The organism is Streptomyces sp. NPDC054956, assembly GCF_053609185.1.
Genome location: NZ_JBSGXB010000329.1, coordinates 1 through 8018 on the forward strand (window position 1 = coordinate 1; position 8018 = coordinate 8018).

At 67.4% G+C, this 8018-nt stretch carries 9 protein-coding genes; 5 read left to right on the top strand and 4 right to left on the bottom strand.

Annotated features, from left to right (window positions below; genetic code table 11):
- Positions 1-14: 14 nt before the first annotated feature.
- Positions 15-704: a hypothetical protein gene (locus ACWGDE_RS32995; RefSeq protein WP_453392723.1), complete on the bottom strand. Its 690-nt coding sequence runs from the start codon at positions 702-704 to the stop codon at positions 15-17.
- A 300-nt stretch (positions 705-1004) separates the two neighbouring features.
- On the opposite strand from ACWGDE_RS32995, the gene tpg reads away from it, so the two are divergent.
- Both tpg and ACWGDE_RS33005 read left to right on the top strand, forming a co-directional pair.
- Positions 1005-1592: a telomere-protecting terminal protein Tpg gene (gene tpg / locus ACWGDE_RS33000; RefSeq protein WP_453392724.1), complete on the top strand. Its 588-nt coding sequence runs from the start codon at positions 1005-1007 to the stop codon at positions 1590-1592.
- A 100-nt stretch (positions 1593-1692) separates the two neighbouring features.
- Complete coding sequence (locus ACWGDE_RS33005) at positions 1693-2469, top strand: hypothetical protein (RefSeq protein ID WP_453392725.1); 777 nt, start codon at positions 1693-1695, stop codon at positions 2467-2469.
- A gap of 445 nt (positions 2470-2914) precedes the next feature.
- On the opposite strand, the gene ACWGDE_RS33010 is transcribed toward ACWGDE_RS33005, so the two are convergent.
- Positions 2915-3367 carry an ML domain-containing protein gene (locus ACWGDE_RS33010; protein WP_453392726.1) on the bottom strand — a complete coding sequence of 151 codons (453 nt, stop codon included), beginning with the start codon at positions 3365-3367 and terminating at the stop codon, positions 2915-2917.
- 215 nt (positions 3368-3582) lie between these two features.
- On the opposite strand from ACWGDE_RS33010, the gene ACWGDE_RS33015 reads away from it, so the two are divergent.
- From ACWGDE_RS33015 to ACWGDE_RS33025, 3 genes are all read left to right on the top strand, one after another.
- Positions 3583-3849, top strand: coding sequence for a hypothetical protein (locus ACWGDE_RS33015; protein ID WP_453392727.1), 267 nt, complete (start codon positions 3583-3585; stop codon positions 3847-3849).
- Entirely contained in the window at positions 3849-4247 is a 399-nt protein-coding gene (locus ACWGDE_RS33020) for a hypothetical protein (protein ID WP_453392728.1), read from the top strand. Before ACWGDE_RS33015 ends, ACWGDE_RS33020 begins: the two co-directional genes overlap by 1 nt.
- A 651-nt stretch (positions 4248-4898) precedes the next feature.
- Positions 4899-5807: an endonuclease domain-containing protein gene (locus ACWGDE_RS33025; RefSeq protein WP_453392729.1), complete on the top strand. Its 909-nt coding sequence runs from the start codon at positions 4899-4901 to the stop codon at positions 5805-5807.
- Between the two features lie 72 nt (positions 5808-5879).
- Here ACWGDE_RS33025 and ACWGDE_RS33030 read toward each other — a convergent pair whose 3' ends face one another.
- Together ACWGDE_RS33030 and ACWGDE_RS33035 are read right to left on the bottom strand one after the other, a co-directional pair.
- Positions 5880-6299, bottom strand: coding sequence for a hypothetical protein (locus ACWGDE_RS33030; RefSeq protein WP_453392730.1), 420 nt, complete (start codon positions 6297-6299; stop codon positions 5880-5882).
- Positions 6293-6943, bottom strand: coding sequence for a replication/maintenance protein RepL (locus tag ACWGDE_RS33035; protein WP_453392731.1), 651 nt, complete (start codon positions 6941-6943; stop codon positions 6293-6295). Before ACWGDE_RS33035 ends, ACWGDE_RS33030 begins: the two co-directional genes overlap by 7 nt.
- Between the last annotated feature and the right edge of the window lie 1075 nt (positions 6944-8018).

The following is an 8018-nucleotide window of genomic DNA, read 5'->3' on the forward strand; positions in this document are numbered from 1 at the left end:
TGTCCAATCGCGGTTTACAACAAGTTGTGGCTTCCGTTGTGCGCCTGGAGCGCGTCCTTGCGGTACACCATCGGATTGAGGTCGAGGTGAGGCATGCCGGAGTAGAGGTGCTCGTGGCTGAGCGGGTTGGGTCGGGGCGGATCGTACTTGGTGATCAGGGCTGCGACTTCCTTTTCGACCTCCTCGCTCTCCGAGCATCCCCGCTCCAGTTCGCCCTCGATACCGCAGAGGATGCGGCCCGAAGCGCCAGAGGTGATCTTGGGATCGCGCAGCCTCGCCACCATGGCTTTGTAGTAGTAGTCCGGGAACTCGTCGAACACGAGGGCCTGGGTGCGCTCGCCGGCGGCGAAGGTGACTGGCCAGGTGGTGCGCTTGGTGTACGGGCCGCCGGGGTTGGTGACGTCACCGTGGAGGTCCAGGTGGAGTGTGGTGCTACACCCGGATTCGACGCTGCTCCCCCGCGGGTTAATCAACTGCTTCGCGTTGAACCGGTGCTTGTACGTCCTGTATCCGGTGCGGTCGCCACCGCCCCTCTCCCATACCGGATCCATCGTGACGGATCCGGCGGTCTGGGAGGTCACCCGCATGCCCTCACGGGCGATCACGATGAGAATCTTCTTCTCTTTGGCCCAGCGCAGTACACGCAGACTCAGGACGGTGACGTCTTCCTGCTTCTCCGGACCGTCGTACTCAGTTGTCGGCACAGCTCACGTTCCCTGGGTGACGCGGAAGGCGGTCGGACGGATGCTCACGATGACTCCATCAGTTCGGGGGACCCGTACAGACCACCGTGCGGCATTGCAACTCGCCGCCCATTGCGCTGTCCGTGGGCGTGGCCGCCCCGAGGCCGAGGTCCTCCGCTCGGTGTTGCTACTTCTCATTGACGTTCGTGGGCATCTCGACTGAGAACCGATGCCAGGAATCACCGACATACGCTCTCCTCTCTCACCAACGCAGCCACTCCGGACTCTTTCCACAGGCGGAAGCACCCAAGCTCCATCGTCATGAGCAACGACAACCATGCAGGGTGGGCCCTGCTGCGCGAGAAGCTCCTCGACGGACTGCAGCACGCGGAACGCGCCCTGTTCACCCGTCCCGCGCCGAAATCCGCGAACACCCAGATGAAATACCTCCGCACGCGCGCAGGCTCCGCGAAGTCCCTGGCGGAGCGCCTGGGCGTCTCCCGCAAGACGGTGGACCGCTACCTCTCCGGAGCCACGAAGAAGCCGAACAAGCGCCTCCAGGCCGCCTTGCAGCAGGAGACCGAGGCGGAGTGGCAACCTCAGGTCAGAGCCCAAGCGCTGCAGCGTGCCGCCACGTCATCGGGGCTCGTCATCTCGATCACCGCCTACTTCGCACTCGGCCCCGCGGGCACCTCGGACGCCGGTCGGAGGCGTGACATCACCGTCGCCGTCGCGCCGTCTCACGCCAAGGCGATCATCGAAGCCAGGGACACCGGAGCGACGGACAACGACCTGCACGACCTCGTCGCAGAGGCGATAGCGGACGCCTATTTCCGTATCGGAGGGGGTGGCCGCGCTGGCCTGAAGGTGCAAATCGTGAACGCCGAGCGGCTCCATATCGCGTTTTAGGCACCACGAATTCCATGCTGCTATAAACCTGGGTGGACACGCCGCCGCCCAGTCAGCGGCGGGCTCCCCTTTCCTTTCTCCTCGTGAAAGTGAGGCCGTGATGAGCACGACCGATGGCTGGCGGCGGCGCCGTGTTCCCGGGGCCCGCACCCAGGTCCAGGTCCCGCGCGCACCCATCGACCCGGCGAGGGTCGGGCGATCCTCGATCCGGCGCCGCGCCCGGGGCATGACGTACGGCGAGGCCGTCCAGGCGCTCGCCGACGCCGAGCTGGACGCGCACCTGGACCGCCGGCACGAAGAGGCGGCCGACGACGGCGGCCGACGCGCGGCCGAGCTCGCCGAGTGGGAGCGCATCGGCCGGCTCCTCGCGGTGACCGGCGGCCCGTACGACCCCGACGACGATGCGGCCGTCCAGGAGGAGCTCGCCGCCGAGGCCGCGGCCCGCGCCGCCCGGGAAGCCGAGCAGCGCGAAGCGGCCCGGGTCTCCGATCGCGCCGACCAGCTCCAGGCACTGCGCGACCGCGGTGTCCTTGAGGAGACCGATCCCCGCGAAGGCGACGAAGCTGTCCGCGCCGAGCTCACCCGCAGGGCCGGCTCGTACATCCAGCAGGACGTCGACACCTGGCTCGCCGTCGCCCTTGCCACCCACCGCGGCCACTACGTCGACCCAGCCGCCCGAGAGGCGGCCGCCACGCTGCTGCCCCCGCCGGTCCTCGCCCAGGCCGGCCTGCTCTCAGCGCTCACCCACCTCGTCCCAGGCGCCGACACCGCCGAGCTGGGCTTCGCGGCCCGTCTTACCGCCGCCGCCCCCGAAGCCGCCGCCGACCTCGCCGCCTTCCTCACCCGAGCCGCCCGCTCTGCGGCAAGCCGGGGATGAGCCACGGCCAGGAGCGCGAGTTCGTCGCCGCCGCCCGGGCCGGTGGCATGCCGGCCTCCAGCCCGTGCCCGTCCAGAACTGTGGCTCCCGGTCTGGCCGTCACACCCCTGACCAATTACTCAACGTCACGGCAGGGCGTCCCGCCCCCTGTCACGCTGCCTGTCACGCCCGCCGGACAGTCGCGTGACAGCACCCATCACAATGTCCGCATTTGCATCATTCAGGGTGCCGGATTGGGCCTCCACCCCCGCCCCTGGGGCCGTTTCGGCGTGACAGCGTGACAGCGTGACACCCCATCCGACAGCAAAACTGGTTCGTCACACTCCGCGATCGAATTGTCCCGTGTCATCGATTGTTGAGCGTGTGTCATCGAAGACTGCACACTTGCTCGCCGTGCCGCTGCTGACACGGCTGGGGCCGAATCAGCGGCGGCACGACCCTGGTCTCACCCGGCGGCGGCGGGGGAGCGGTCGCTGAAGGTCCGCTCTGTGCTGATATGGATGTTCATCTCAGCGGGCGTGTCGCCTTCGGCGGCGTACAGCGACACCTGTGCGGTGAACTTCGCCCTCGGCAGGGGGGCCGGCATGCCCCAGGTGTAGCGCAGTTCGATGTCCCCCTTCGGGATGGGGTTGCTGAAGGCCGGCGAGGTCAGGGAGAAAGCCCCGTCCGTCTTCGCCAGTTCCTCGAACAGGTCGTAGCGTTGGTCGGCGAGCTTGGTCCGGCCATGCTTGATCACGACCACCACATAAGCACCCTTGGCGACATCGGTGTCGGCGGTCACCTTGATGGCGAACGTCGGCGTCGTCTTCTCATCGATGGCGTCCGGAATCGCCGTGACGCTCATGATTTCCAGCGTGCTTGGCTCGTAGCTGCTGATCTCCCAGCTCCATGAAGTCATGCACAGAGTGTAGTCGCCCACATGCGGTGCGTGCCTATGGGGATCGGATCCTGCCTGGGGTCCTGGGCACCCCTGAAGCTTCGGTGGCACAGGCGAGTGTCCGCCAAAGTCCGATGACACACGCTCAAGAATCGATGACACAGGACACGAATCGAAGTTCGCGACTTCCAGATGAACCCCTCCTGGCAATCCTCTACTAGCAGTAGAGTCGGAGGATGGCAGACGAAACGAGCATCAAGGTCAGCGCCGCGACACGCGACCGCCTCGCCGTGCTGGCGGCCGAGAACAACACCACAATCCGCAACCTGGTCGAGGCCCTCGCCGAGAGCCGGCCCACCCAGTCCGAGTTCGAGGAGCGCGCCGCCCAGGCCCGCGCCGAGCTCGCCTCCATCCTGGGCACGGCACCCAGCGCGGAGGCCGAGACGAAGGCCCGGGGCCTCCTGGAGCGTCTGGGCGCGAGCCAGGACTCGGCGGCCGCGTAGTGGCGGCTATCGCCGTCGTCCTGGACCACACGGCCGCCACCGCCCTGCACGACCCCAAGGACCCCTTCAACGAGGCCGTCGCCGCGTTCTACGTCCAAGCCTCCGGCGGCCTCGGCACCCTCTACGCCCCGGTGCTCTCCCTCACCGCCGGCGACACCGAGCGTCCCGGCCTGCTGGCCTACGTCCACGGCCTGCGGTTCATCGAGATCGAGCCGTTCGACACCGCGGCCGCGCTCGCCGCCACCGAGCTCCTGCACGCGGGACACTCCTGGGCGGCCGTCCACGCGATCCACGCCGCGCGGCCCTCCGCCGACTTCCCCGCCGGCCGCTACCTGCTGACCCTGACCCCCGAGACGTACGAGGGCACCGGCGTTCAGGCCGTCCACCCCGGCCAGTAGCCCAGCACACCGCAGTACGGGCCCTGGCCGCCCGCTGATCCACAAAGCCGCTGTGCGGCCCTCTGGACGCTTCTCCCGCCCCCTGGAGCCCCTGGGCGCCCTCCGGGGCCGTGAGTCGCTCAACGGGGCGCACAGCGCTGTTTGGGGCTCCGTAGGTCGATGCGGCCGGGGAGGGAGTGTTCGTGCCGCACACGCCCGACGGGTCCGTTCCGATGGGGATCTGACTACTCCCGCAGCGCGAGCTTCGCTCTCAGGGGGAGAGATATCTACCCGCACATAACCGCTATAGGTACTACCTACTAATGGGGTGCAAGGCCGGTACCGCACGGGGTGCTGGTGGAGGCTCCGGGGCAGCAGCCGGCCGGTGACGGAGACAGGGACGGGGACCACCTTCGCTACACCGTGCAGCGTCTTGCACCCTTCACAGCCCGGACTGCAGCAGAAGGCGTGCTGCACGGGCTGCTGCCCTGGTGGCGAAGGGTGCAAGACGCTGCTGCTCGGGTGCCGGAGAGCGATGACATTCGGGAGGCCGGCCCCAGACGGCACAAGGGTGCTGCTCGGGTAGCGGGCCCTGCTGCACAGAGCAGCGGTGCCGTGCAGCAAACGATCGTTCGGCTGCTGCACGGCCGTGGGGATCCCTACCGTGCTGACATGACACCGCAGACGCCGCTCGTTTTCGTTCCTCGGCGCCCGAGCATGCTGGTGCTCGACAGCACGGATTACCAGCTGCGCGCCGATCGGGTCGCCCGCTCCATGACGCCCCTTTTGGTCGAAAAGGTCTTGAAGGCGAAGCGGATCGTCGACCGGGAGCGGTCGAGCCGCTGTCGAGCTTGCAGCAACGGCACAATCGACGGTGTGCCCGCGTGCTTCCGCCATATGACTGCCGACGAGCTGGAGGCGGCGGAGCTGCTGCTCCGCTGGACACAAGTGGTGGTCGATCGGTGGTTACCTCACCTGGCACCGGTGTGCTGGTTCTGGCCGTGCCCCGACCACGCTGCAAAATTGGGGTCTGACCAGCTCACCGCGATGTTCGCCTGGCAGCAAGGCCGCTGTGCGATCTGTGGCCAAAGAGGGCAACGGGGTGGAACCCGCTCGGATTCCCTTGTCCTCGATCATGACCACGAAGACGGCTGGGCCCGAGGGTTCCTCTGTCACCCGTGCAACAAGCGTGAGAGTTTACCGAGACCCGGAGACGGGCGGTTCGCGAACTACCGCCGCCGCCCTCCAGCGGTCATGCTCGGGATCTCCCTCCGATACTCCGAAGCCGTTCAGCTTCGAGTGCCGACACCGCGTCGTCGGACAGCGCCCTCTCCGATCGAATCCCTTCGGACCCTGGGGAAGATCCGCCGGCTGGTGCCCGATCTCGAGGCACAGCTGCCCACCGTGTCCGAATCGCCGAAGACCCAGAAGCGCGTGGTTGAGGAGATCCATCGAATGCTGCAGACCGTGGTGCCCGCACTTCTGGAGGCCGTTCAGCGACCCCACAGCCCGCAGGAGGGGCCGGACCGAGCGGCACTGGCTGACTGGCTGCAGCAGTTCCCGCCCCCGCGCGAACCCTGATGAGCGGCCGACGAAAGCGGCGCTGCTCCCTCGTCACGAGGGAGCAGCGCCGCTTCGGCGTGGAAAGCCGGCCTACCCGGCGGCCCGGACTGCCCTTAGGGGCACCTGGGGCTGACGCTTCGGCGGGGCCGTCTCATACAGGGGGGCCGTGATCTCGGGCAGGTCGCCGGTGGCGATGCGCTCAGAGGCGTCCTCGATCGCCTCCTCCAGCTCCTCCTGGGAGGCGTAGGAGGCGACGTACGGGTGGAGGTAGTACGTGCGGTACTTGCGGTCCTCGGGCCGCAACACCAGGTTCCGGCTCTCCAGCAGCGCCATGGCGGTGTTCGCGGAGTTACGGGACAGGCCCACGCGGGCCCCCAGCTCGGCCTGGGAGGCGTTCACCTCACCGCCGGGCTCCTGGCGCTCGATGAGGACGCTCAGCAGTTCCATCGCCGCCTTGGTGAGGTCCAGCCGGTACAGCATTCCGAAACCGGCGCTCGCCTGGATCAGCATGCCTGCCCCTTCTTGTCGACACCCTCATCGTCCCCGTCTTCGGACCCGAGTTCCAGCTGCACGCTACGCGGCGCCGGCGGGGGCTTCACTTCGGGGAAGGCGCCTTCCGCTGCACCGTTGCGCAGCGCCTCCAGGACTTCCTGCTGTACGTCGCCGTTGCCCTCGAAGCCGAGGAGCGGGTTGACGAAGATCAGGCCGGTGTCGACGCGCTGGAGCATGTGCCACTCCTCCAGCCGCCCGAGCGCCCGGGTGACGTTCGACCGCTCCACACCCAGCTTGTCCGCGATCTTCTTGTGCGTGGCCTTCAGCCATCCCTCACGCTGGCGGCCGATGCACCACAGCAGGACCGCGGACTGGATCGGCGACATGCCGTGCTGCGCGATCAGGACGGCCAGGACGTCGGCGAGGAAGTCGTTGGAGACCACGCTGTAGCCGGACTCGCCGTACATCTCGTGGGGCGCCCGGTACGTATACCGGACCTTGACGTCCATCTGCTGCACCGGTCGCTTGCGCGTCGGCGGCTTGATGTCCTGCCCCAGCCTGGAGGACAGGGTCTCGCGGAAGGCGCTGTCACTGCCCGGTTGAACGGCGGCGATCCGGCCCTTGCTGCGGCCGGAGGCAGGGCGCTTTGGCTGGGGGGCCATCGACGGTCGTCCTGTTCCTTGGATCTTGGCGGTCGCGACGGACCCTAGCAGTTGTCCAACCAGGGTTGGCAGATTTGTACATGCTGGCGTGGCGCTCTGGTGTCGACGCCGACACATCGGATCTGATGCTTGCCTTCTCGAAACGCGCCCCCACCAGCAACGATGCCCAGTTGTACAAGCCAGCTTGGCGGATCTGGGTGTCGGTGTGGCACCACCAACACATTTCCGCAGGTCAATGTGTCAGCGCCGACACATGCCCTCTCAGAAAACCGCAGGTCAGGGGCCCTTTCTGGCAGCGGCCCTCTTTTCCTTAAGACGCACGCGCGCGCGAAGCTGTGGAACCCAGGGCCTCGCGTACCCGCGAGGGGAGCCGGCCTCCTGCTGGGGCGCAAGCGGGCCTGTCTCTGGACCACCCGCACCGGACCGGCTCTCGGGACCGTGGTGGCCCTCAGGTGCCCTCTGCTTTATTTGGCAAAGCCGGAGTCTCACCCCAATTCACAGTCGCTTAATCCATCCGATCCAATACCGATGATTTCATCAAAGCTGTCTGGATACGAGAATGGGCCCTACCCTTCTCTCCATCTGGCCTTTTTTCATCTCCGGATTGCATGTCGGCAAGTGGGTCGATCGCCGGGTGTAGTCTATTCCAGAATCAATCTATCTCTCAGTTTGACGCACCACACTGCGACGCGCGGAGTTTCCTCCCTTTCCTCTGGAGGGTCGACCCCCATGTTCCGGCTCGTTTCCCGACGGCCCGTCACCTCCTCTCCTCTTGCTGCCGCTTGAACCTGATCCCCGTCCGGCCTGATGGCTGATCTACTGCCCGCCTGGTCCGTGCCCGTGCGGAGCGCGGGCGGTGGCTGGAGCGGAGCGGAGGCCACGGGTCGGCCGGAGGCCGGCCCCCGGGGGGGCCGAAGGCCCCCCGGCTCCACTGCAGTTGGCGGGGTCGCGGAGCGGGCCCGCCGGGCGGTGAGCGGAGCGAGCCGCCTCCGCTCACGCGGAGCGGGAGCGGAGGGAGGGGCGGAGCCCCGGTCTCTTATACACAAATCCGAGCCCACCAGACACCTATGGATCT

Coding starts and splice junctions, on each gene's coding strand:
- ACWGDE_RS33005 (WP_453392725.1), top strand. CDS start 1,693: ATGAGCACGACCGATGGCTGGCGGCGGCGCCGTGTTCCCGGGGCCCGC.
- ACWGDE_RS33010 (WP_453392726.1), bottom strand. CDS start 3,367: ATGACTTCATGGAGCTGGGAGATCAGCAGCTACGAGCCAAGCACGCTG.
- tpg (WP_453392724.1), top strand. CDS start 1,005: ATGAGCAACGACAACCATGCAGGGTGGGCCCTGCTGCGCGAGAAGCTC.
- ACWGDE_RS33030 (WP_453392730.1), bottom strand. CDS start 6,299: ATGCTGATCCAGGCGAGCGCCGGTTTCGGAATGCTGTACCGGCTGGAC.
- ACWGDE_RS33035 (WP_453392731.1), bottom strand. CDS start 6,943: ATGGCCCCCCAGCCAAAGCGCCCTGCCTCCGGCCGCAGCAAGGGCCGG.
- ACWGDE_RS33015 (WP_453392727.1), top strand. CDS start 3,583: ATGGCAGACGAAACGAGCATCAAGGTCAGCGCCGCGACACGCGACCGC.
- ACWGDE_RS33025 (WP_453392729.1), top strand. CDS start 4,899: ATGACACCGCAGACGCCGCTCGTTTTCGTTCCTCGGCGCCCGAGCATG.